This window comes from Bordetella genomosp. 11 (assembly GCF_002261215.1).
Classification (GTDB): Bacteria; Pseudomonadota; Gammaproteobacteria; order Burkholderiales; family Burkholderiaceae_B; genus Bordetella_C.
Window position 1 is genome coordinate 587,216 of the sequence record NZ_NEVS01000001.1, and the last position, 22,408, is coordinate 609,623.

A 22,408-nucleotide genomic window follows, 5' to 3' on the forward strand; every position below is an offset into this window, starting at 1 on the left:
CAAGCTGTTTATCTTCCGAGATAAACAGCCGTAACTTGCAGCCGTTCGTGCCCAAGCTCTCGGCTGATGATTTGTCGTGCTGCGGAATCCTGGGTTCGCTGTGTATCGCTCAACGTCCTGACGGGTGGTCCACCCGCTGCTGGTGCGGGCCACCCCGTCAGAGCCTCATAGCGGCTTTGCGCGTACTGATGGCGAAGGCCATGCATATGACTCAGGCCCGCCGCCTTGCATTGTCCATCGTAGACGTGCCGTTGCTGGATGTAGGTCTTGTCTGCCGGGATCAATGACCCTGTGCCCGCCAGGCGGTGTGCTGCGTGGAGCGCGTCGCGTTGCTCCGTCGTGGTGGTGGGCACAGTTCGCTCCCGACCGCCCTTGGTCCAAGATCCCTTGAGGGCGATGTGGTCGCCCCGATCCGCGTAACTGGGCTGGAACTTGATTGCCTCCTCCCGACGCAATCCGAATGCGGCGTGTAGCTGAAGGCTCATGCGCACGTGGGCATCGGTGATTTGTTCAAGACCTGCGCCCAGTTCCTGGGCCTTGCTGATGTTGGTCATATAGCGGCGCTCGGGTACGCCAAGCTGTGTGTTGTCCGCCGACAGGATGCCGGCCTTGCCGATCCTTTCGGCCCACCAGCGCAGGTGGGAGAGCCGATTCTTGATGGTGCCTGGCGACAAGCCTTCTCTCTGCCATCGTTCCAGCAGCGCCTGGGCTTGCTTACTCTTGAGCGACGATGCCTTCATCTGCCGCAAACCGGCCTCGCGCAGTTGCCGCGCGGCCAGCGACAGCGAACGCATACGGTCGGCCGGTGTGTTGTAGCTACCGTCACGGTTGCGCCGGCAGAGCTGCCGCAGGGTATAGGTCAAGTCGTCCATTTTGCAGCCTCCCAGTAAAGCGCCGTACTACGTTGCCCTGAAACTTAATGGTTAGTGTTGGTGCCAGCTCGCCAAGGCGAGATCCCGTGAGGGCAAGGGCATGGTGTTCAGGAGACACCAGAGCCTCGAATGAGGCGTCCGTCTTGCTCCCTGCTGGGAGCCCGGACGGAGGTACTACAAGACGAAAGTGATGTGAACGTGGACGAGTCCTCCTATGAAGTGAGTGGGATGAGAAATGCAGCGGCAACCCTGTGCGTTGCGCATAGGCAATTGCCGCGAAGGACAGCGCGCCAGGCGGCGCGATAGGGATGAGTTCAACAGACGAATAAGGCTCTGCCCTGGGTAGGGCCGGTATGCGGTCGGGGCCCGGGCATACCTGGGGTGGTTCCGCCCTGGCAGGCCAGAGCTTGCGGGAACCTGCGCTGTTGGGCATGCCGATGTACGAAGCCCATCGGTCTTGGCAACTGCCCGGTCAGTGTAGGGCGGTCATCATCATGTAGGCCGCACGCAATAGGAACTGGCTTTTGCCTGCATTGTTGGTGGTGTGGCGCGGGTCGTCACTGCGGAGTGCAGTGACAACCCATTTTGCGGCAGCATGTCCTACACAGGATGCGGCTGCCATCCCCTGGCCTGCATTGCCTGTGCCGCGATGTCCCCAGCGTTCGTCGGGGCATTCAGCATCTTGCGGATGTTGGCGATGTGCGCCAGGGCGGTTTCACGCGATGCCGGTGGCGCAGTCGGTTCTGGGCGGTGTTCGGTGCGTGGCACACCAGCAGGCCGATTTTCGACAGGCCGTGAGGCGGCAGATGTCTCCTTACGACCTGCCCACAAGCGGAACTCGCCCGCAAAGACGCGCTTCACCAAGGCGAAGAAGTAGGCCACGACATTGCGTACGGTGCCGCTCTGGCTGCGTGCCTGCAACTCGTCGAGCACTTCCTGGCGATGCTGCGGCGGCAGCCGCCGCAAGGCGGCCTGCACGTCTTTTTGCTGATCGGCCTGGGCATTGCTCAGGCAAGGCCGCAAGCTCACCGACTGCGATGCCGGATGGCCGTCGCCTTCGCGCGCGTGGTACGTACGTTCTTTTTTATACATATACGTCTTATACGCACTGCCCTGTTCAGCCGTCATGTGGCGAGCGTATCCGGTCTGTTGCGGAGCAAGCGTGCTGCCAGCGGAGTCGCCAGGCAATGGCAGTGAGTCGGCTGCCTCGCTAGCCTGCGACGGCGGCGTAGGGGGCAAATCATCGTCATCGTGGCGCTGATTGTGGCTCGCAATGGATGCGGCTTCAGGTGCCTGCGCCAGCGTTGCCTGAATGTGGACGGCCACCCGATCCACCTGGTTGTTTTCGTGGCCGATGGAAGATTGCAGAAGCGCGGGCAGGCTGGCATCGAGCGTGCAGGCCTGTTGGAAGCTGAGGGCGCTTTCGTGAACCTGATACAGCTCGCTGAGCACATGACTGGTCAGAGGGTCGCGGTGCTGACCCACCAGACTGATCCACCCCGTCAGCCGAAGCACGACGAGGACGCGCCAGGCGGTTTCGTATCCGGCCCGTTGCCCCAGCGGGGTAGAGGTGACATAGCGGCGCAACTGCCCCAGGTTTGCCAGCGGGCTGATGCCCTCCGCAGAGCGCAGCATCCGCAGAACCTGCCAGCCATTGCGCTCCAATGGCGTGAGGCGCGCATCGAGCATGAGCGAGGCGGGCGTGGTGAACAGGGCATCTTGCCCCAGCGGGTTGTGATGGGTGTGGTGGTCTGCCATGAGAGTTCTCCGAGGTCTGGGCCTCAGCGGCCCGTTCCCCTGCATCTCATCGCGTACCGTTCCATGCGTCAGCCAACAATGCGGTTTGCGCCGTACCCGTTTTATCCGGCAGGCGCAGCGCTGGCATCGCCATCTAGACTGATTTATCATCCTGATACCCCTTGGGGGTACAACTGGGGGTACTTTCAGCGATTCCCGCAAAGGCGGTGGCCCGATTTCCCCGCGAAACCTAGCATTCACGGCCCTTTGCCGACCGATCAATATTTAAACGTGCGATCAACGTCTGACGATCCGATGCCGTCCTTCCCCGGCGTTGCACGGCTCGCCGGGGAAGCGTCGAGCCCGTCGCCACCTATGGATGGCGACGTTGTAAGCGCCAACGAGCACGTTCATACAGAACGTCACTAGCCACGCAGACATGACGAAGACCCGGGCAACGCTGATCGGCCTTATCGCGGTGGTCCTGTGGAGCTCCATCGTCGCGTTGCTACGTGGCGTGGCCGAGGCCATGGGGCCGTCCGCGGGGGCGGCGCTGATCTTTACGGTGGGTTCCATCCTGCTGCGCCTGACGGTAGGCATCCCGCCACGTCGGGCATCGCCGCGCGCCTATCTGTTCGCCGGCGGTTTGTCCTTCGTTGCCTACGAGCTGTGCCTGGCGCTTTCCCTGGGGTATGCGACCAGCAGCCGCCAGGCCATTGAAGTCAGCCTGGTCAATTACCTGTGGCCGAGCCTGACGATTCTTTTCGCCGTCGCATTCAACAAGCAGAAATCCACGGTGTGGATCGTTCCCGGCGTGCTGCTGGCCTTCATGGGCGTGTGGTGGGCGCAGGGTGGCGCCCAGGGACTGGGCCTCGCCGCCACGATGGCGAATATCCGCGGCAATCCTCTCAGCTACGGCCTGGCGTTCGCGGGCGCGCTGATCTGGGCCACCTATTGCACGGTGACGGCGAGGATGGCGAATGGGGCGAGCCAGGTGACGCTGTTCTTCGCGCTGACGGCGCTGGCGTTCTGGATCAAGTTCCTGGTGGGCGGCGATACCGTCATGCACCTGGACTGGAGCGTGGCGGTGCAGATCGTGTTGGCTGGCGCCGCGATGGGCTTTGGCTATGCAGCCTGGAACTTCGGCATCCTGCACGGGAATATCGCGGTGCTGGCCGTGGCGTCGTATTTCATCCCGATCTTTTCCTCCGCGCTGGCGGCGGTGCTGCTGTCGGCGCCGTTGGCGGCGGGATACTGGAACGGCGCGGCGATGGTGTGCGCCGGTTCGTTGATGTGCTGGTGGGCGACGCGGTCGCGATCCCGGCATCGACGAACCGGCAGTGTCGAACGAACCGGCAGTGGCGGCTAAGTAATCAACTTGACCAGAGCGGGCACTGTCAGTACCGCTGTGTAATAGCCCATGAACTGGACACCTGTGTTGAACGCGAAGGCGCGGGAAAGCAGGCCGCCCAGCAGCCCCATCGTCAGGATGACCAGCAGGCCCAGGAGCTGTCCTTCCCAGACGCTGATCACCACGATCAGGCCGACGAAGGTTGCGATGATGGCCTCGTGGCTGACCTTGCGGGATACGAACAGCGCGGCGCGCCGGGCGTAGTTCATCGCGAAGGGATAGGAGACGAGGGAGGCAATGATGACGGCCAGCATGCCGTATCCCAGGAACTCCCAATGGTTCATCAGGTTGTGCAGGTTTTGCGTTTGGCCGGTCGCGCTGTCCACGGTGAAGCGCGGCGGCGCGTTGAACAGCGGTGCCGCCGGTCCGGCCGCGACCGGGCTTAGCGGCAGGCCGAATGCGATCAGGGGAATCAGCGCTTCGGCGATGTAGGTGGCTTCCGTGACGCCGTTGCGCGCGCTCAGTACCGTCGTCAGCCGGTGATACGCGTGCCGGACGCGCGAGCCCACCATTTCGCCCATCACCACGGTCATCGCGACCGGGCTGAAGACGAAGGTGGCGCTGGAGATGGCCGCCGTGGCCAGCGTCCAGCGGGTCTGGGTGCGATCCAGGACCTTGAAGGGGTTGGGGAAGTAGCCGGACCAGCCCTTTACATCGGGCGCGAGCGATAGCGAGCGTACCTGCTCGCGAGCCATCCGCTTGCGGCCCTGCGGCGACATGACGGCGAACAGGTCGGCGATCAACGGGCCGATGGCGATGCCAAGGAAATAGCTGACGCTGAGTTTGACGCCGTACTTGGCGGTCAGGCTTTGCAGGGCGATGATGACCATCACGAAAGGCACCAGCAGGGCCACCGAGGCCCAGCGGCCGGCGGAGAAGTAGGCGATCAGTACGGCGGCGGCCAGGAAGATCCAGGGCGCCGATCGCGTGATGGCCGGGCCGAAGGGCGCGAGCAGGACGGCGAACAGGACCGCGAGCGGGACGGCGACGAAGGCGGCGATGATGCCGCCGGAGATCATCTTGCGCAGGGCGATATGCGGCACGCCGAGTTTGCGCAGCATGTTGGCGTCCTGCAGCAGCGGTGTCGCCATGGTGTCGCCCGGAATGCCCAGCAGCGCCGTCGGCACGGCGTGGGTCATGTGCTTGGCCACCGCGCCCGCCAGGAAGAACGTGAAGACGCCGGCGGGCGGGACGCCCAGCAAGGCCACGAGCAGGGTCAGGGGCGCGATGGTGGTGGTTTCGTCGGTGCCGGAGATCAATCCGATGGCGGCGAAGACCACCGCGCCGACCAGGCCCATCGCGGCCGCTGCCAGGATCTGGTTGAACAATGCGGGGTCGCTCATGCCAGCGCCTCCTTTGCGCGCGCCGTGCGCGGGGTTCTTGTCTCTACTTGTCCGGCGAAGAATTCTTGCAGTCCCAGCTCGCGCAGTTCCTGCAAGGCCGCAGGGGGCAGGTCATCCAGGGTGCCGAGTCCGCCGGGCTCGTTGGCCAGTTCGGCCAGCACTTCCTCGCGCCATGCGGGGTCGGCCAGCGAGGTGTCCTCGACCACTTCGCGCTTGGGCGGGAACAGTCGCGCGCACACCACGCCCGCGATCACGCTGCCCGCCAGGCCGGCGAGCATGGCATAGGCGTGGGCCAGCTCCACGGACGATGCCAGGCCGCGCAGCCAGTGCCCGGCCGCGACGAAAGCGGCCACGCTGATGGCGACGCCGATGACGATGGACCAGGCCAGGTGGCGCAGGTCGACGGTATCGCTCCATACTTCGGCAAGCCGCCACGCAGGGTCGCGGGGCGGTCCGGCATGCTGCCCGGACGGGATGGGGTCCATGCTCATGGTTGTCTCCTCCTTCTGGTTGCGGCCGGCGCGGGCGGCGAGCCCGGTGCCGGTCGTCATTCTTCTACTGTGATGGCGGTCGCCGCCGATACTACCCGTGCTCCCGCAGTGCTTTCAGCAAGGCCATGGCGCGGTCCGTGCGCACGTCTTTTTCTTCGGCCATGCGCCGTGCGATGGTGTCGACTTCCTTGCCGGTCGCGCCCGCCGTCAGCGCGATATTGCGCGCATGCAGCGCCATGTGGCCGCGCTGTATGCCTTCCGTCGCCAACGCGCGCAGGGCGCCCAGGTTCTGCGCCAGGCCGACGGCGACCGCGATTTCCGCGAGTTCCTGCGCCGAGCGCACGCCCAGGATCTTCAAGGCCACCCGCGCCAGCGGATGGGTCTTGGTGGCGCCGCCGACCAGCCCCATGGCCATCGGCATCTCGATCGAGCCGACCAGCGCGCCCGACGCGTCCTTCTCCCATGCGGTGAGGGAGGTATAGCGGCCCGTCCGCGCGGCATAGGCATGCGCGCCGGCTTCGATCGCGCGCCAGTCGTTGCCGGTGGCGACGACGACGGGGTCGATGCCGTTCATGATGCCCTTGTTGTGGGTGGCGGCGCGATAAGGGTCGACGGCGGCGAACGCCCACGCATCGAGGATGCCTTCGATGATTTCCTCGCCGCCGCGTTCCCGGGTGGCCAGCGCTTGCGGCGTCAGCCTGACCCGCGCCCGCGCGAGCCGCAGGTCCGCCAGATTGGACAGGATGCGCAGCCGCACCGAGCCGCCGGTGATTTCCTCGACCAGCGGCGCGACGGCCTCGGCCATGGTGTTGACGGTGTTGGCGCCCATGGCATCGCGCACGTCCACGATCAGATGGACCACGGCCATCGGGCCGCGCGGCGTATCCGCGAAGATGTGGATTTCGATGTCGCGGCAGCCGCCGCCCAGTTCGACCAGCAGCTTGTCGCGGCTATTCGCCAGCGCGAGGATACGGTCTTTGGCCCGCAGCAGGGCAAGGCGCGCGCCTTGCGGGTCGGTCAGGCCGAGGATCTGTATCTGGGCCCGCATCACGGGGTCGGTACTGGAGGTCTCGAAGCCGCCGCATTCGCGCGCCAGCTTGGCCATATAGGACGCCGCGGCGACGACCGAGGGTTCCTCGACCGCCATGGGCACCAGCACATCCCGGCCGTTCACCTGGAAATTGGCGGCGACGCCCATCGGCAGCTCGAACGTGCCGATGACGTTCTCGATCATGCCGTCGGCGCGATCCAGCGCCAGGGCGCCGGGGCTGGCCAGGGCAGTTCTTTCCTCATCGTTCAGATCGACGGCGCGCACGATGGCCTCCAGCCGCTCGGGCGGGGACAGGGCGCGGAAATTGGAGAGGCGCGAATCGACCACGATGAATGGCTCCCTATGAGAATCAACGGGTCGATGCTAGGTAAACTGTACCGCCATTGACAGGTACAGTTTGGGCCAACAGTACCATCGCACTGCACCAATTTCGAAGGAGGGCAGCGGCCATCGTGGACGGGGATGACAGCGGCAAAGCGGCGCGGAGCAGGCGGCACGCGCCCATCGCGGAAGGCCTGGCGCGCCTGATCGGGCAACAGATCGCCGATGGCGTATACCGCGCGGGCGACAAACTGCCGTCGCTGCGCGAAGTGGCCCAGTTGCACCGCTATGCCAAGAACACGGTGGTCGTCGCGTTCGAGATGCTGGTGGCCCGGGGGCTGGTGGAGCCGCGCCGTGGCTCGGGCTTCTATGTGGCGGACCGGCACTACGCGCGCAAGCCGGTGGAGGAAGAATCGGGCCAGTTGAGCCGGGCGATGGATATCGTGTGGCTGATGCGCGAGCAGTTGAAAACGCAACCCGACGCGGTCGCCGTCGGCGACGGTTTTCCCCCGGTGGAGTGGCTGGCCGACATGCGCATGGACCGCTATCACCAGAAGGTGGTCCGCACGGGACTGGGCAGCCTGTTCCGCTACGGCAGCCGCTTCGGTTATGCGCCCCTGCGTGAAAGCCTGGTCCGCAAGCTGGGCGATATCGGGGTAGAGGCGTCGGCGTCCCAGGTGGTGCTGACGCACGGCGCGAACGAAGCCATGGATTTGCTGGTGCGCTATTTCGTCGCGCCCGGGGCCGCCGTGCTGGTGGACGATCCCGGCTATTACCCGCTGTTCGGCAAGCTGAAGCTGGCGGGCGCGCGCATGCTGGGCGTGCCGCGCCTGCCGGACGGGCCGGACCTGGCGGAGCTGGAGCGCCTGCTGGCGCGCGATAAGCCGCGGCTCTTTTTTACGCAGTCGCTGGCGCACAATCCCACGGGATCGGACATCTCCGCGGCAAAGGCGTACCGGGTGCTGCAGCTATGCCAGGCACATGGCGTGAAAGTGGTGGAAAACGATCCGCTCGCCGATTTCAAGCCGACGTCGGCGGTACGCCTGGCCGCGCTGGACCAGCTCGCGGGCACGATCTATATCGGGAGTTTTTCCAAATCGTTTTCCGCCGCGCTGCGGGTCGGGTTCATCGCCTGCGATTCCGCGCTGGCGAGCGATCTGGCGGACCTGAAGGCATTGGTGCACGTGAGCAGTTCCGAATACTGCGAACGCATGGTCGATGTGATGCTGCGCGAAGGGCACTACGAGCGCCACCTGTTCCGCCTGCGCCGCCGGCTGGAGGCGGCGACGGCGCGGGCGCTGCAGGTCCTCGATGAGCTGGGCGCCGAGGTCTTCACGCGCCCGGCAAGTTCGCTCTACCTATGGTCCGCGTTTCCCGGCATCGAGGACACGGTAGCGCTGGCGCGCGAATTGATGCCGGAAAAGATCCTGCTGGCACCGGGGCGCGTGTTCAGTGTCGATGCCGATAAGGTATCGCGCTGGTCCCGCTGCAACGTCGGCGCGCTGGCGGACGACCGCTTCCGCAGGGCGTTGCGCGCGCGATTGGTGTGAGGGCCGTGTGGCGATCATCGGTCGGCGGGAATGCCTGGGATCGGCAGCGACTTGAGTCGCCTTTGCGGCGATGATGTAGAGATTCGCCGCATTTTTCGCGGAGAAGGTTGCCCGCGCGGCGAATAACGTGGGCAATCTCCGCATGAATTGCGGAGATTATCTCTATATCTGGCAGGCGAACGCTTGGCCGGACTGGCGCTACGAGCTGGCGGAGCTCGCCGACCCACTGGCGCGCGCCAGCCATGTCCAAGGCTTGCTTTTGGGCCGCCTTGCCGATGTCGGGGCGGGCCTGCGCGCCGAGGCCAGTCTGGCGACGTTGACAGACGACGTGGTCGGGACCAGCGAAATCGAAGGCGAGCATCTGAATGCCGCTTCGGTGCGTTCTTCCATCGCTCGCCGCCTCGGTGTGGACATCGGCTCCCTGGCTCCCGTGGATCGCCACGTGGAGGGCGTGGTTGAAATGGTGCTCGACGCCACGACGCATTACGCCCGGCCGTTGACGGCGGATCGGCTGTTTGCGTGGCATGCCGCGTTGTTTCCGACCGGCTATTCCGGCCTGAGCAAGATCGCCACCGGAACGTGGCGGGACGATCGGCATGGCCCTATGCAGGTCGTTTCCGGTCCCGTCGGTCGCCAGAAAGTGCATTACGAGGCGCCTCCGGCAGACCGCCTGCCACAGGAGGTGGCTCAGTTCCTGGCATGGGTGAACCTGCCAACGCCGGAAGAACCGGCACTGTTGCGTGCCGGCCTGGGGCATTTGTGGTTTGTCACCCTGCACCCTTTCGATGACGGCAACGGGCGCATCGCGCGTGCAATCGGCGATCTGCTGCTGGCGCGCGCCGAGGGAAGCCCGCAGCGCTTCTACAGCTTGTCGGCGCAGATCCAGCGCGAGCGCAAAGCCTACTACGAGATACTGGAACGCACCCAGAAGGGAACGCTGGATGTTACGGACTGGCTGCTGTGGTTCCTGCGAATGTTGGACGAGGCCGTGGCTCACGCCCATCGCGCGCTGGACGCCGTGCTGGACAAGGCGCGCTTCTGGCAGCGTCTGTCGGGCGCCTCGCTTAACGAGCGTCAGGTGAAGGTGCTTAACCGTTTGCTCGACGGCTTCGACGGCAAGTTGACCAGCAGCAAGTGGGCGGCGCTTGCCAAGTGTTCGCCCGACACCGCATTGCGGGACATCAACGAACTGGTGCAGGCCGGCGTGTTGCAACGTTCGGCGGCAGGGGGGCGCAGTACCAGCTATGAGCTGGCGCGCCCCCGACCCGTCAATCCAGCTTGACCGCCGCCGGTCCGGAGAACGGGATCTGCATCCGGTCTTCGCCGAAGAAGATGTGGCCCTTGTAGACCTGCGCAATCTCCCGCACGATGCGTTCGCGCAGGCCGGGCCGGTCGAACTGTTCCGTCACGTGGGAAATCACCAGGTTGCGCACGTTGGCCGCGGCGGCCATTTCCGCCAGTTCCATATGCCCCATGGTGAACGCCGCGAAGGTTTTGCTGGGGGCGGTGCCTGACATGTAGTGGCACATATGCACCAGCACGTCGCAATCCTGCGCCAATGCCGAAAGCGCGCGGCTTGGGCCGGTGTCGCCGGAGTAGACGAAAGACTGTCCGTCCGCATCCAGCCGGTAGCCGTACGACACCAGGTGCGGCGCGAAATGATTGACCGGCGCGACGCGGACCGTCCATCCCTTGCCCTGCACCGTGGCATCGTCGGCGATTTCGTGCAGGACGGGGGCCGGCCGCGCGCGCTGGCCGACCCCGCCGCGCGCCTGATAGACATCGATGCTGGCCTGGTTCTGCGTGCGCGAGATCAGGTCAGGGCCGAAGGCGCCGTCGTCGGCGATCAGCCGTTCGGTAATCAGCTTCAAGGGGGGCGGCCCGTAGACATGCATTTCGGGGATCTTGCCGGCACCCTGGTCCCATCGTGTGAGCAACAGGCGAGGATAATCGCCCATGTGGTCGTAGTGATGGTGGCTGAAAAAAGCGTGGGATACACGCGTGGCCGGTATGCCCAGTTCCAGCAGGCGGTGATGCGCGCCGAAGCCATGATCGAAGACCAGATAGTCGTCGCCGATTCTGACGACATAGCCCGAGCACATGCGGCGCAGGGAGGGGGTGGGCGTACCGGTGCCCAATAGCCATAGTTCCATGGTGCTTCCTGTTGTTCGCCGTTACTCGGCCGAGATATTCAATTCCTTGATCAGCGCGCTGTACTTGCGCTGTTCGCTTTGCACGAAGTCGGCGAATGCGGCGACGGACATATTGGCTGTCTGTACGCCCTGTACTGCCAGCCCTTGCCGGACTTCGGGGGCCTGTAGCGCCGCGATAATGCGGTCATGCAGCAGTTGCTGCCGGTCCGCCGGCACTCCCTTGGGAACGAAGAAGCCGAACCAGCCCGCGAGATCCAGTCGTGGATATCCCTTGGCGGCAAGCGCGGGGACGTCGGGCAGCGCCGGGCTGGGAGTGGCGGATGTGACTCCCAGCGCATTCAACCTGCCGCTCTTGACGAAGGGCACCGCGGGCGGCATTCCGGAAAAATAGATATTGACCACGCCGCTGACCGTATCCGTCACGGCCTGGCTCCCGCCCTTATAGGGCACCGGCAGGATTTTGATGCCGGCGTCCTTGGCGAGCAGCGCGCCGGCGATATCGGCCGGACTGCCCGTGCCGGCGGTGGCATAGGTGATGGTGCCGGGCTTGTCCTTGGCGAGCTTTACCAGGCTATCGATGTCCTTGGCGGGTACCGCCGGATTGGCGACAAGCAGCAGTGGCGTGGAGCCTGCCAGCGCAATGGGCGCGAAATCGCGCGTGACGTTGTAGGCAACCCCTTTTTGGACCAGGGGGTTGATCACCATTTCGGACGTGTAGGCGAGCAATAGCGTATAGCCGTCCGCATCGGCATGTGCCACATAGTTCGCGCCGATGGAGCCGGCCGCGCCGGCCTTGTTTTCGACGATCACGGATTGCTTGAGGTCGGCCGACAATCGCTTGCCGACGAAGCGCGCGATGACGTCGCCGGTGCCGCCCGGTCCGTAGGGCACGACGATACGTATGGGTTGGTCGGGATACCCGTTTGCATGGGCGGGCAGGGCGGCGCCGAAGGTGGCGATGCACAGGGCGATGGCGCCCGGCAGGGTTCGGCGGGATGCGGTTCGAGCGGGCTGCATAGGATTCCCCTTGGTTCTGTTATGTTCGACCATGATTTTCTTATTATTATGACGGTTAATGCCATAACATAATCGTTATGTTGAGGGGGCATGCAGGGCGCATGCTTCCGCTTCCGCTTCCCGCCCCGACCGGCGCCCCATCGCGAATGACCCATGGACTCTCTGTTTTCCAAGCTGCGCATCAAGGATCTCGAACTGTTGCGTGAAATCGCCGCCGTGCGCTCCCTGACCGCCATTGCCGACAAGCGCGAGCTCACACAGCCGGCATTGAGCCGCGCCTTGCGCGATATCGAAACCGCGCTGGGGACGCAGGTTTTTTCACGCGACCGCATGGCGCGCCTGGAACCAACGCCCCTGGGCAGCCTAATCCTGGCGCGGGTGGACCTGCTGTTGGCCGAAGCGGAAGGCCTGCGAGGCGAGCTGCTGGCCTTCGAAGAAGGTCGGGGCACGCATTTGCGATTGGGCGTTATTCCGTTTGTCTCGAATGAATTGATGCGGGCGATATTGAAGGAATTGACCGCCGGGCAGTATGCGATGTCCATCAGTACCTACGAAGCTTCCACCGATCAGCTGGTCTCGGCCTTGCGGCGCCAGGAGTTGGATGCGGTGCTGGGCAGAATTTCCGTGGACACCGCGGCGAACGAACTGCTTCAGGAAAAGCTGTTCACGCAAAGTGCGTCGGTCCTCGTCAATGCCCGAAGTCCGCTGGCAAAGGAAAAAGCCTTGAAGCTGGAGACGCTGCATCGGCATGAGTGGGTATTGCCGCCGCAGGCCAGCCCGACGCGGCTGGCCTTCGCGCAATTGTTTGTCTCGCGTGGCGCTACGCCGCCGTCCGCCCGCGTCGAAACGACGTCGGCGCGGCTGATCCATACGGTCATCAGCGGCAATGTCGCGGCCCTCGGCCTGCTGCCGCTGGATATCGCGACGGAACTGGAGAAGTGGGGCGGCGTGAAGGCGATCGGGTTGCCGGCGCCCTTCAAGATGCCGCCGGTTGGATTGATTACGCTGGCGAAACGTCGGCGCCTGCCGGCTGCGGGCATTCTGCGCGACGTCGTGCGCGGCGTACTGGCGCGTTCGGTTACCTACCGATAGTTCGCCGCGGCCGCGCGCCGGCGCCCTTTGCGGGGCGCGTGTGGCGCTTCGCCGGTGTGCATGCTCTCCAGAAAGGCCTGCTGGAACAACGATAAGGTCGGATCCCGCTCCGACGCCTTGCGGTGTATCAGGCATACCTGCATGGGCACGACATCCAGCCGCATGTCCAGGATGCGTACCAGCCCCAGTTCCTGATGCACGGCGGCGGCGCGGCGCGGCGCGACGGTGAACAGCCCGGATTGCGCGACGATGGCCAGGTTCTGGATATAGGTCGATGTTTCCACGACCGGTTCCGGCGGTTGCACGCCGTGGCGCAGAAACGCCTCGGCCAGGGCTGCGCGCACGGCTGAATCGGGACGTTGCAGGGCCCATTCGCAGCGCGCCAGGGTCTTGTAATCCATGCCTGCCTGCGTGATCGCCGGATTGTCCCTACCGACCACGATGCAGATTTCTTCCTCGTACAGGTTGACGAAGGACAACTGGCCGGCCGCGTGCGCCAGCGCAGCGCTGGCATTGGGCAGGCGGCCCACGACGCAATCGAGTTCCCCGGCGACCAGCATCTCCAACAGCTGGCGCGCGGTGCTTTCGTGGGTGCGGATGGCGCAGCCGCCGGCGCGGCGGAACAGGCCGATGGCCTTGGGCAGGTAGGCGATGAAGGCCTGCGGAACGACGCCCACGCGCAACAGCGCGGAACGCCCGGCGGCCAGGCGGCCGATGACGGATGACAGATGGTCGAATTCATTGAGGATGGTGCGCATGCCACCCAGCAGTGCCTGGGTGTTCGCGGTCGGCGTGACGCCCTGGCGGCTGCGGACGAACAGCGGCATGCCCACCAGGTTTTCCAGGTCGTTGAGCATGGCCGTGGCCGCGGGCTGGCTGACATTGAGCTGCCTGGCGGCCTTGTGGATGCTGCCATGCTCGATCAAGGATTCGATCAGCAGAAGATGGCGGAATTTCAGGTGCGATAGCACCATGGGCGAATGCGACGGCATGGCGTTCCCTTGCTTGTTCGGCGCATCGAGGTCGGGGCAACGGACGCCGGATGCTTCGGGGCCATGATAACCAAAAGCTTTCACGAAATCGGATTATTCGATTATGTGTTGTCACCCCCGGGCCGATAGACTGGTTTTCGGTACATAGGCGTCCCACTCGAGGGCGCGCATTCTGAGCTCGGACCCGAAAAGGGCGCCGGCAAGGGGAAATCCATGAGAACGTGGCGTTGGAAAAATATGTGCGCGGTGGCCGCCGCGTCCTCCATCCTGTGGCTGGGAGGCGCCGGCGCGGCGCGCGCGGCATGGCCGTCGGACCAGCCCATCCGCATTATCGTCCCCCAGGCGGCGGGCGGCACCAACGATACGGCGGCCCGGCTGCTGGCGGTCGAGCTGGGCAAGGCGCTGAATCAAAGCGTGGTGGTAGAGAACCGCCCTGGCGCATCGGGCGCCATCGGCATGCAGGCGGCGGTGCAATCCCGGCCGGACGGCTATACGCTGGCGATCGCCTCGGACACCGCGACCATCCTGAACGTCGTTCGCAAGGATATGCCCTGGCAGTTCAAGCGCGATCTGACGGGCGTGTCGATGATCGCGGACCAGCCCATCGTCGTCGCGGCCTCCGCCCGCAGTCCTTATAAAACGTTGCGCGACCTGCTGGATGCCGCGAAGGAGAAGCCCGGCACGATTGCGTTCGGGACATCGGGCCTGGGGACCGCGCAACAGATCGCGGGCGAATGGCTGGCGCGCGAGGCCGGCGTGCAGATGACGCATGTGCCCTACAAGGGTGGCGGGCAGGCCATCACCGACCTGGTCGGCAACCAGGTGCCCGCGGCCGTATTGGGCCTGGCGCCCGTCATCGGGCAATACCGGTCCGGCAACGTCCGCATCCTTGCCGTCACCTCGGAAAAGCGCAATGGCGAACTGCCCGATGTTCCTACCCTGGCCGAACTGGGTTACCGCGACATCGTCCTGACCCAATGGGTGGGACTGGTCGCACCCAAGCAGACGCCGCCGGAGATCGTCCAGCGCCTGTCCGATGAGGTCACGAAGATCCTGGCGCAGCCGGAGATCGCACACAAGCTCAAGGAAAGCGGGCTGGATGTGCGGCCGATACCGGCGTCGCAGTTCGATCCGTTCCTGGCCCATACGGTGGACCAGTGGCAGCACCTGATCACCACTCTTTCGTTGCGGCTCGAGTAGCGCGCCGCGGCTTATCGAAGGCAGGACACTCGTGAAGCAGACAACGCAAGGCAAGAAAACGCCCAACATCGTACTGATACTGGCCGACAACCTGGGCTGGGGCGAACTGGGCTGTTATGGCGGCGGCGCCCTGCGCGGCGCGCCCACGCCGCGTATCGACGAACTGGCGGAGCAGGGTACGCGCTTCCTGAACTTCAACGTCGAAAGCGATTGCGTGCCGACACGCTCGGCCTTGATGACCGGCCGCCATCCCATCCGCACGGGCGCGCTGCAGTCCGTGCCGGCCGGGCTGCCGCAAGGGATCATTCCGTGGGAACGCACGATCGCCGAAGTCCTGTCGGACGCGGGTTACGCCACGGCGATGTTCGGCAAGTGGCATCTGGGCGACAAGGAGGGCCGCTACCCCAAGGACAAGGGTTTCGACGAGTGGTACGGCATCCCCCGGACCACCAACGAAAGCATGTTCATGGACGCCGTCGGCTTCGACCCGGCCGTGGTGGAGCCGCCCTATGTGATGGAAGGCCGCAAGGGACAGCCGGCGGAGAAGCGGGAACTTTACGATCTGGAAATGCGCCGCCGCATCGATGCGGAGCTGGCACGGCGCAGTTGCGAGTTCATCGGCCGCCATGCGGGCAAGAAGCCGTATTTCCTGTATGTGCCGCTGACGCAGCTGCATTTCCCCACCATCCCGCACCGGGATTTCGAAGGACGCACGCGCAAGGGCGACTTCGCCGACTCCCTGGTGGAGATGGATGCACGCGTCGGCCAGATCCTGGACCAGGTACGCGCGACGGGCGCCGAGGACGACACGGTATTCATTTTCGCCAGCGACAACGGCCCGGAGTACCGGCGTCCCTGGCGCGGCAGCGCGGGAATGTGGACGGGCACTTACCACACCGCCATGGAAGGGGCGCTGCGCGTGCCGCTGATCGTGCGTTGGCCGGCACGTGTGCCGGCCGGCCGCGTCACCAACGAGATCGTGCACGTGGTCGACCTGTTCCCTACGTTGGCGCATATCGTGGGCGCGGACGTGCCAGCCGATCGCGTGATCGACGGCGTCGACCAGCTGGATTTCCTGCTGGGCGAGAAGGAGCAATCCAACCGCGAGGGCTTCGTCTACTTCATCAAGACGGAAATGCGGGCCGCCAAATGGCGCGACTGGAAGATGCATTTCGTCTGGGAAGTCGAGCCCAATGCGGGTGCCAATCACCTGGAGACGCCCTACGTCTTCAATGTCGTGCAGGATCCCAAGGAAGAGAGCGACGTCAATACGACGCAGGGCTGGGTGCGCGGTCCGATACGCAGGATGGTGCAGTCATTCCAGCAATCGCTGGCGGCGAATCCGCCGGTTCCACCGGGCGCGCCGGACGATTTCCAGCCGCCGCCACTGGCCAAGGCGGGTTGATATGAACGCCGCTGACGAGCGGGCGGCGGTGCCGGCGACCGGAAGCGACGAGGCAGGCGGTCCGGCAGACGGCGTTGCCACCGGATATGTCGCGTATTCCGGCGACGCGGTGGCGATGGGCCGGACGATACGCGCGCTGGCGGAAAAAGGCGTCGCCATCGGTGCGCAGGTCCGCTATCCCGATGGGTTGGCGCTGGGACAAGAGTCCTTCTACCTGGACGATGTGGCCTTGTGCGACGTTTTCCTCGCGCAGGTCGCGACAATCGCCGCCCTGGCGGAAAGCGCGGGATCGAAGCTGGCGGCCGTCAGGTGCCATGGCGCCCTGGCGATGGATGTGTCGTCCGACGAACGGACGGCGCAAGTGGTGGCGCGCACCCTCTACCGGCTCTTTCCGGGCGTATCGCTGGTTTGCGTGGCTGCAAGCCCGGGCGGCGGCGTGGCGCGCGATTGCGGGGTTTCCGTCGTGCCTTAGGCCTTGGCCATCGTCCGCGCCGTCAGCCGGCGCCGCGTGCCCAGCGCCACGACGGCGATGGCCAGGGGCGGGAAGGCGATCCAGCAGACCATGTCCCATCCGTAGTTGGTCAGCACGCCGCCGGACGAGAACGAGCCCAGCACCATGGTGCCGAACACGAGGAAGTCGTTGAAGGCCTGGACCTTGTTCCTTTCCTCCGGCCGATGGCATTCCAGCACCAGCGCGGAGGCGCCGACGAAGCCGAAATTCCAGCCCAGGCCCAGCAGGATGAGCGAGGTCCAGAAGTGGCCCACCGACAGCCCGTGCAGGCCCGTGGCGGCGGCCGCCGCCGTCAATAGCAGGCCGGCCAGGACCACGCGTCCCGCGCCGAAGCGCGTGATCAAACGGCCGGTGAAAAAGCTGGGGCCGTACATGGCGATGACATGCCATTGCAGGCCCAGGTTGGACGCTTCCTGCGGCAGGCCGCACAGCCGCATGGCAAGCGGCGCGGAGGTCATCAGGAAGTTCATCAGCGTATAGCTGATGACGCCGCAGATCACCGCGACGATGAAGGCGGGCTGGCGCACGATCTGCCCCAGCGGGCGGCCCGCGGCGCTTTCGGCGGCGGTGGGGATGGGCAGCTTCACGCCCATCAGGATGAAGGCGCTGGCCACCGCCACCCCGGCCTGCGCCAGGTAGGTGACGGCGAACATGTGGGGTGCCCACAGGTCCATGGTGTGGGTGACCAGTTGCGGGCCGAGCACGCCCGCCACCACGCCGGCCGCCATGACGGTGGACAGGGCACGCGCGCGTTGCGGCGCGGGCACGCATTCGGCGGCGGCGAAGCGGAAGGACAGCACGACGGCCGCGTAGGCGCCGCCGAACAGCATGGCGAAGCACAGCATCCAGAAGCTGCCGGTCAGGATCGCCCAGGCGGAAAGCAGGCCCACCAGGACACCGCAGCCGGTGCCGAGCAGGAAGGCGGCACGCCGTCCGTAGCGCTGGGCGATGGCGCCCGCCGGCAGCGTGGACAGGGCCATGCCCACGACGAAGACGGAAATCGGCATGGTCGCCAGCGATTTATCGGGCGCCAGGGTGTTGCCGATGATGGCGGCGGTGGCGTAGACAACGGTGGTATTGGCGCCTGCCAGCGCCTGCGCGACAGCCAGCCGCGCCAGATTGCCTTGAACGAGTGTGCTGCCCAAAACGGTGTCCCCATCCCATGGTGGCCACCGCGCGTGGCGCGTCCATATGTGCGGGGACGCAGCGCATCGCCGGTCGGTGGCTTAGGACCGGGACGATAACTTATTTCTCCAATCCATATATTTATGACCTTGATGCATTTGGGGCCGGCGTGGATGCCTGGCCAGGGTCAGGCGGGGTGGCTGTGGGCGCTGCTGCGGCGATTCCGTCGCTGTCGCCGCCGCCGACGGACTTGTATACGGCGATCAGGCGCAGGAACAGCTGGTGGTTGCTGTCGGACAGGTCACGGCGCGCCTGGATCCATGTGCGCTCGGCATCCAGCTCGACCAGGAAATCGGTCAGGCCGCGCGCGTAGCGGGCGCGGGCCAGTTCGTAGGACTCGCGGCTGGCGTCTTCCCGGGTCCGCAGGCGCGCGTTGCGGCTGCGTTCGGCGTCGTAGCCGGTCAGGGCGTCGTCGATTTCCTGCCACGCTTTCAGCACAGTTTGCTGGTAGGTGACGGCTGCCTCCTGCTGCGCCAATTCCCGCAGGACGATGGTGGCGCGCCGACGCCCCTGATCGAAGATGGGCAGGGACAGGGAAGGTCCGATGCTCCACGTCCGCGTGCCCCAATCGCCGAAGCGCCCGCCTTCGTAGGATTCGAAACCGAAGGTCGCCCCCAGCGTGATGCGAGGATAGAGGTCGGCGACGGCCACGCCGATATCCGCCGTGGCGGCATGCAACCGGGCTTCGGCGGCGCGGATATCCGGACGCCGCAAGGCCACCTGTGACGGCAGGCCGAGAGAAAGATCCGGCAGCCGTGCCGGCAGGGAAGCCAGTGGCGCGGACGCCGGCGCGGCCAAGGTCTGCGTCAATTCGCCGGGCCGCGCATTCATCAGCAGGCCGATCTGGTTGATCAGCGCGGCTTCCTGCGCCCGCAGGGTCGGCATCCGCGCTTCCAGGTCCGCCAGCAAACCGCGCTGGCGGCTGACGTCGAGTTCATCGATCAGCCCGCCGCGCGCGCGCGCCTGCAACAGCGCCAGGCTGTCGCGCGCCGCCGCGATATCCTGGTCCAGCAGGTCGCGTTGCTGCTGCGTCAGCCGCAGTTCGAAATAATCGCGCGCCAATTCGCTGGCGACGGCCAGCCGCACTTCGTCCAGCAGCGCGGCTGCATTGTCGACGTCGGCATCGGCCGACTCGATGGCGCGCCCCACGCGGCCCCACAAGTCCAGTTCCCACGAGGCGTCGAAGCCGGCCTGGTACAGCGTGAAGGGCGAGCTGAGGACCGAGACCAGCTCCTGGCGGTTGGCGGGCGCGACCGCGCCGGCCAGGCGCGTGCCGGCGGAATACTCGCTTTGCCGCTGGCGCGTGGCGGCGCCGCTGGCATCCAGCATCGGCCCGCGCTGCGCCGCCACTGTCACGCGCCGCATGCGGCTTTGCGCGAAACGCAGGGCCGCGGTTTGAAGGTCCGGGCTGGCTTGCAGCGCGCGTGTCTGCAACTGGTCCAGCGTGGTGTCGCCGAACAGGGTCCACCAGCGATCCGCGAGCGGCGCCGTGCCGGGCGGCGCGGCGGGCACGGCGGGATCGCCGGGGCGTGGGCTGCTGCGCCAGTCCTGCCAGGAGGCCGGCGCCTGCACGGCCGGTGCCTGGTAGTCGGGGCCCACCGCGCAGCCTGTCAGGATCGCGGCCACGAGGGATACGCACAGCATGCGCCGCGGGCGCCGCCTGTCGCGGCGCGGGGAAGACCGGATACTCGTGGGCAGGAACATGGCGAAGGTCTCAGGCAAGGCGGCGGCGGAACAGCCAGGCGGCCAGGGGCAGGGTAATGGCGGCGATGCAGGCGAAGGGGATCAGGTCGTGCCAGACCGCCGTCATGCCGGCGCCTTCCAGGTACACGCTGCGCACCAGGTCCACCGCGAAACGCAGCGGATTGGCGTAGGTGGCGATCTGCAGCCCCTGCGGCATATTGCGCACCGGCGTGGTCAATCCGGACAACAGCACCAGCGGCATGAGCAGCACGAAGTTATAGAGCATGGCCTGCTGCATGGTGGAGGACAGGGCGGATATCGACAGGCCGACCCCGACGATGGCGACGGTGAACAGCATCAGCCCCGCGTACAGCACGAGCGGGCTGCCCGCCATCGGGATGCGGAACCAGAAAAGCGCGATGGCCAGGACCAGCGAGGATTGCACCAGCCCGATGGAGATGGACGGCAGGGCCTTGCCGAACATGATGGTGATCGGCCGATAGGGCGTGACCAGCAATTGATCGAACGTACCCTGCTCGCGTTCGCGCGCGACCGACAGCGCCGCCAGGGTCATGGTCTGGATCATGCTCAGCGTGGCGATCAGGCCGGGGATGATGCTCCAGCGCGTCTCCAGGTTGGGGTTGTACCAGGACCGCATTTCCACGTTGACCGGAGGCGGGACGGCACCGGGCCGGTTGGCGTTGTAGGCCGCGACGATGTCGCGGATCTGTCCGGCGGCCGTGCCCGCCGTCGTGGAGTTGCGGCCGTCCAGGATGAGCTGCAGCGGGGCCGTTTCCCCGGCGGCCAGCAGGCGCTCGAAATCGTCGCCGAAATGCAGGACCAGCAGCGCATCGCCGCTGTCGATCGCGCCGGCGATCTCCTCGGACGAGCGCAGCGTGGCGACCCGTTCGAACACGCCCGTGCCGTCCAGTCGTGCCAGCAATTCCGTGGATGCCGCGCCGCGGCTCTGGTCGAGCACGGCGTACGGGACGTGGGTCAGGTCGAAGGTGGCGGCGTAGCCGAACAGCAGGCTCTGCAGGATGACCGGCACGATCAGGATCACGCGGCTGGCCGGATCTTTCAGGACGGCCAGGAATTCCTTGTGGCACAGGTTGCCCAGTTGGCGCAGAAAGGCGATGGCGGTTTCCATGGTGTGCGGCCTCATCGGTCCAGCGTCTTGCGGGTCAGGCGGCCCACCAGCAGCAACAGCGCGGCGGCGTAGCCCGCGAGTATGGCGCAGTCCTTCAGGATCAGCGGCCAGTAGTCGCCGGCCAGGAATACCGTCTTCACCAGCTCCATGAAGTAGGTTGCCGGCAGGGCATGGCCGATGATATTGACGACGTATGGGACATTGCGCAGGTCGAAGACGAAGCCCGATAGCATCGTTGCCGGCATGAAGCTGGCCAGGATCGCGAGCTGGCTGGCAAGGAATTGGTTGCGGGTGACCGCCGATATCAGCAGGCCGATGCCCAGGGACACCAGCATGTAGAGCGTGGACCCTGCCAGCAGCGCGGCCATGGACCCTTGCAGCGGCACCTGGAACAGGAAGAGCGCGGCGAGCAGGCACAGGCCCAGCCCCACCATCCCGACGCAGAAGTACGGAATGATCTTGGCAAGCAGGACCTCCAGCGGCTGCACCGGCGTGACGAACAGGGCCTCGAGCGTGCCGCGCTCCCACTCGCGGGCCATCACCAGCGCGGTCAGGAAGGCGCCGATCAGTGTCATGATCAGGACGATCAGGCCGGGTACGAGATACCAGGTACTGTCGTTGGCGGCGTTGAACCACATCCGGTCCACGACCGTCACGCTGCCGCCGTTCGCGGTCATGGTCAGCGTGGCGCCGCGGTCGGACTGTTTTTGCAGCCATAGGGCGACGGCCGCGCGCAGGTAGCCCGCCACGGTGAGCGCGCGCGTGGGATCGCTGCCCAGCACCAGCGTCTGCACGACCGCGTTTCCCGCGGCCAGGCGCTGCGAATAGTCGCTGGGAATGCGCAGCACCGCGTCGGCCTCGTGGGCGATCACGGCGCGTTCCGCGTCGCGGTAGGAGGCGGCCGGCACGCAGGTCAGGTAGGGCGACAGCGCGATACTGGCGGCCAGGTCGTGCGCCTGGGGGGAGTTGTCGTCCATGACCAGCAGCACGCGCGCATTCTTGACGTCCAGCGACAGCCCGTAGCCGAAGATCAGGATCAGGATGATGGGCAGCACCAGGCCGATCAGCATATTGGCGCGGTCGCGGAACAGCTGCCGCACTTCCTTGCGCGTCAGCGAGACAACGCGCCGCAGGAATCCGCGGCCTTTGCGCGTCGGGCGGGTGGCGGCCGCGCGGCTCATGGCGCGGCTCCCGCCGGATCGGCGGATCGCGGTCCGCCGGGCGGTCCGTCACCGGCGGCGCCA

Annotated in this window: 19 protein-coding genes; 7 read left to right on the forward strand and 12 right to left on the reverse strand. The window is 65.9% G+C overall.

The window, feature by feature from the left end:
- Positions 1-8: 8 nt before the first annotated feature.
- Together CAL28_RS02610 and CAL28_RS02615 are read right to left on the reverse strand one after the other, a co-directional pair.
- Positions 9-872 (reverse strand): integrase domain-containing protein, encoded by an 864-nt coding sequence (locus CAL28_RS02610; RefSeq protein WP_094839844.1) that lies wholly within the window; start codon positions 870-872, stop codon positions 9-11.
- A gap of 600 nt (positions 873-1,472) precedes the next feature.
- Entirely contained in the window at positions 1,473-2,630 is a 1,158-nt protein-coding gene (locus CAL28_RS02615; protein WP_176463849.1) for an STY4528 family pathogenicity island replication protein, read from the reverse strand.
- Between the two features lie 418 nt (positions 2,631-3,048).
- Here CAL28_RS02615 and yddG point away from each other — a divergent pair, with 418 nt between their 5' ends.
- Positions 3,049-3,978: an aromatic amino acid DMT transporter YddG gene (gene yddG, locus CAL28_RS02620; RefSeq protein ID WP_094839846.1), complete on the forward strand. Its 930-nt coding sequence runs from the start codon at positions 3,049-3,051 to the stop codon at positions 3,976-3,978.
- Here yddG and CAL28_RS02625 read toward each other — a convergent pair.
- From CAL28_RS02625 to CAL28_RS02635, 3 genes are all read right to left on the reverse strand, one after another.
- Positions 3,975-5,363 (reverse strand): tripartite tricarboxylate transporter permease, encoded by a 1,389-nt coding sequence (locus CAL28_RS02625; RefSeq protein WP_094839847.1) that lies wholly within the window; start codon positions 5,361-5,363, stop codon positions 3,975-3,977. The two genes, yddG and CAL28_RS02625, sit on opposite strands and share 4 nt — an antisense overlap.
- A complete protein-coding gene (locus CAL28_RS02630; RefSeq protein ID WP_254925964.1) occupies positions 5,360-5,854 on the reverse strand; it encodes a hypothetical protein in 495 nt (164 codons plus the stop codon). Before CAL28_RS02630 ends, CAL28_RS02625 begins: the two co-directional genes overlap by 4 nt.
- Positions 5,855-5,945: 91 nt before the next feature.
- Positions 5,946-7,235, reverse strand: a complete 1,290-nt coding sequence (locus tag CAL28_RS02635) for a hydroxymethylglutaryl-CoA reductase, degradative (protein ID WP_094839848.1) — start codon at positions 7,233-7,235, stop codon at positions 5,946-5,948.
- Positions 7,236-7,357: 122 nt separating this feature from the next.
- Between CAL28_RS02635 and CAL28_RS02640 the strand changes: the two genes are divergently transcribed.
- Together CAL28_RS02640 and CAL28_RS02645 are read left to right on the forward strand one after the other, a co-directional pair.
- Positions 7,358-8,776 (forward strand): aminotransferase-like domain-containing protein, encoded by a 1,419-nt coding sequence (locus CAL28_RS02640; protein ID WP_094839849.1) that lies wholly within the window; start codon positions 7,358-7,360, stop codon positions 8,774-8,776.
- Between the two features lie 142 nt (positions 8,777-8,918).
- Complete coding sequence (locus CAL28_RS02645; RefSeq protein WP_094839850.1) at positions 8,919-10,058, forward strand: Fic family protein; 1,140 nt, start codon at positions 8,919-8,921, stop codon at positions 10,056-10,058.
- Here the strand turns inward: CAL28_RS02645 and CAL28_RS02650 are convergent.
- Together CAL28_RS02650 and CAL28_RS02655 are read right to left on the reverse strand one after the other, a co-directional pair.
- Positions 10,045-10,929, reverse strand: coding sequence for an MBL fold metallo-hydrolase (locus tag CAL28_RS02650; protein ID WP_094839851.1), 885 nt, complete (start codon positions 10,927-10,929; stop codon positions 10,045-10,047). The genes CAL28_RS02645 and CAL28_RS02650 overlap by 14 nt on opposite strands.
- A 21-nt stretch (positions 10,930-10,950) precedes the next feature.
- On the reverse strand, positions 10,951-11,946 hold the full coding sequence (locus CAL28_RS02655; RefSeq protein WP_094839852.1) for a Bug family tripartite tricarboxylate transporter substrate binding protein: 996 nt from the start codon (positions 11,944-11,946) through the stop codon (positions 10,951-10,953).
- Positions 11,947-12,099: 153 nt separating this feature from the next.
- Here CAL28_RS02655 and CAL28_RS02660 point away from each other — a divergent pair, with 153 nt between their 5' ends.
- Positions 12,100-13,038: a LysR family transcriptional regulator gene (locus CAL28_RS02660; protein WP_094839853.1), complete on the forward strand. Its 939-nt coding sequence runs from the start codon at positions 12,100-12,102 to the stop codon at positions 13,036-13,038.
- Here the strand turns inward: CAL28_RS02660 and CAL28_RS02665 are convergent.
- Positions 13,029-14,030, reverse strand: a complete 1,002-nt coding sequence (locus CAL28_RS02665; protein WP_094839854.1) for a LysR family transcriptional regulator — start codon at positions 14,028-14,030, stop codon at positions 13,029-13,031. The two genes, CAL28_RS02660 and CAL28_RS02665, sit on opposite strands and share 10 nt — an antisense overlap.
- Before the next feature lie 213 nt (positions 14,031-14,243).
- On the opposite strand from CAL28_RS02665, the gene CAL28_RS02670 reads away from it, so the two are divergent.
- The 3 genes from CAL28_RS02670 to CAL28_RS02680 are packed head-to-tail and all read left to right on the forward strand — an operon-like array spanning position 14,244 to position 17,107.
- On the forward strand, positions 14,244-15,230 hold the full coding sequence (locus tag CAL28_RS02670; RefSeq protein WP_254925965.1) for a Bug family tripartite tricarboxylate transporter substrate binding protein: 987 nt from the start codon (positions 14,244-14,246) through the stop codon (positions 15,228-15,230).
- Positions 15,231-15,261: 31 nt separating this feature from the next.
- A complete protein-coding gene (locus CAL28_RS02675) occupies positions 15,262-16,635 on the forward strand; it encodes an arylsulfatase (RefSeq protein WP_094839856.1) in 1,374 nt (457 codons plus the stop codon).
- Between the two features lies 1 nt (position 16,636).
- Positions 16,637-17,107 (forward strand): LamB/YcsF family protein, encoded by a 471-nt coding sequence (locus CAL28_RS02680; protein WP_094839857.1) that lies wholly within the window; start codon positions 16,637-16,639, stop codon positions 17,105-17,107.
- Here the strand turns inward: CAL28_RS02680 and CAL28_RS02685 are convergent.
- The 4 genes from CAL28_RS02685 to CAL28_RS02700 all read right to left on the reverse strand — a co-directional run bounded on the left by CAL28_RS02685 (position 17,104) and on the right by CAL28_RS02700 (position 22,345).
- The gene (locus tag CAL28_RS02685) at positions 17,104-18,291 is read right to left on the reverse strand and encodes an MFS transporter (protein ID WP_094839858.1); all 1,188 of its coding nucleotides are present in this window, start codon (positions 18,289-18,291) and stop codon (positions 17,104-17,106) included. The two genes, CAL28_RS02680 and CAL28_RS02685, sit on opposite strands and share 4 nt — an antisense overlap.
- A 121-nt stretch (positions 18,292-18,412) precedes the next feature.
- Entirely contained in the window at positions 18,413-20,035 is a 1,623-nt protein-coding gene (locus CAL28_RS02690) for an efflux transporter outer membrane subunit (protein WP_369597657.1), read from the reverse strand.
- 10 nt (positions 20,036-20,045) lie between these two features.
- A complete protein-coding gene (locus tag CAL28_RS02695; RefSeq protein WP_094839859.1) occupies positions 20,046-21,164 on the reverse strand; it encodes an ABC transporter permease in 1,119 nt (372 codons plus the stop codon).
- Between the two features lie 11 nt (positions 21,165-21,175).
- A complete protein-coding gene (locus tag CAL28_RS02700; RefSeq protein ID WP_094839860.1) occupies positions 21,176-22,345 on the reverse strand; it encodes an ABC transporter permease in 1,170 nt (389 codons plus the stop codon).
- Between the last annotated feature and the right edge of the window lie 63 nt (positions 22,346-22,408).

Coding starts and splice junctions, on each gene's coding strand:
- CAL28_RS02610 (WP_094839844.1), bottom strand. CDS start 872: ATGGACGACTTGACCTATACCCTGCGGCAGCTCTGCCGGCGCAACCGT.
- CAL28_RS02615 (WP_176463849.1), bottom strand. CDS start 2,630: ATGGCAGACCACCACACCCATCACAACCCGCTGGGGCAAGATGCCCTG.
- yddG (WP_094839846.1), top strand. CDS start 3,049: ATGACGAAGACCCGGGCAACGCTGATCGGCCTTATCGCGGTGGTCCTG.
- CAL28_RS02625 (WP_094839847.1), bottom strand. CDS start 5,363: ATGAGCGACCCCGCATTGTTCAACCAGATCCTGGCAGCGGCCGCGATG.
- CAL28_RS02630 (WP_254925964.1), bottom strand. CDS start 5,854: ATGAGCATGGACCCCATCCCGTCCGGGCAGCATGCCGGACCGCCCCGC.
- CAL28_RS02645 (WP_094839850.1), top strand. CDS start 8,919: ATGAATTGCGGAGATTATCTCTATATCTGGCAGGCGAACGCTTGGCCG.
- CAL28_RS02650 (WP_094839851.1), bottom strand. CDS start 10,929: ATGGAACTATGGCTATTGGGCACCGGTACGCCCACCCCCTCCCTGCGC.
- CAL28_RS02655 (WP_094839852.1), bottom strand. CDS start 11,946: ATGCAGCCCGCTCGAACCGCATCCCGCCGAACCCTGCCGGGCGCCATC.
- CAL28_RS02660 (WP_094839853.1), top strand. CDS start 12,100: ATGGACTCTCTGTTTTCCAAGCTGCGCATCAAGGATCTCGAACTGTTG.
- CAL28_RS02665 (WP_094839854.1), bottom strand. CDS start 14,030: ATGCCGTCGCATTCGCCCATGGTGCTATCGCACCTGAAATTCCGCCAT.
- CAL28_RS02670 (WP_254925965.1), top strand. CDS start 14,244: ATGAGAACGTGGCGTTGGAAAAATATGTGCGCGGTGGCCGCCGCGTCC.
- CAL28_RS02680 (WP_094839857.1), top strand. CDS start 16,637: ATGAACGCCGCTGACGAGCGGGCGGCGGTGCCGGCGACCGGAAGCGAC.
- CAL28_RS02690 (WP_369597657.1), bottom strand. CDS start 20,035: ATGTTCCTGCCCACGAGTATCCGGTCTTCCCCGCGCCGCGACAGGCGG.
- CAL28_RS02695 (WP_094839859.1), bottom strand. CDS start 21,164: ATGGAAACCGCCATCGCCTTTCTGCGCCAACTGGGCAACCTGTGCCAC.
- CAL28_RS02700 (WP_094839860.1), bottom strand. CDS start 22,345: ATGAGCCGCGCGGCCGCCACCCGCCCGACGCGCAAAGGCCGCGGATTC.